Origin of the sequence: Winogradskyella poriferorum (genome assembly GCF_050618035.1) — a bacterium.
Classification (GTDB): domain Bacteria; phylum Bacteroidota; class Bacteroidia; order Flavobacteriales; family Flavobacteriaceae; genus Winogradskyella; species Winogradskyella poriferorum_A.
Genome location: NZ_JBODPY010000099.1, coordinates 1 through 241, shown reverse-complemented (window position 1 = coordinate 241; position 241 = coordinate 1). Strand labels below are relative to the sequence as shown.

Sequence of the window (241 nt, the reverse complement as noted above, 5' to 3'; positions counted from 1 at the left end):
CCGATGGGAAACAGGTTAATATTCCTGTGCTGATTATAACTGCGATGGGGTGACGGAGTACGCTAGGCTAGCGCGGCGTTCGTTGTCCGCGTTTAAGGCTGTAGGCTAAGGACTTAGGTAAATCCGGGTCCTTGTTAGGCTGAGAACCGATGACGAGTTCCTATATGGAATCAAGTAGTTGGTGCCATGCTTCCAGGAAAAACCTCTAAGCTTCAGGTTATAAGTAACCGTACCACAAACC

1 rRNA gene is annotated in these 241 nt (G+C 48.5%); it reads left to right on the top strand.

The features are described 5' to 3' along the window. Window positions 1-241: ribosomal RNA gene (locus ACRHOC_RS15070) — 23S ribosomal RNA — on the top strand; the annotation flags it as partial.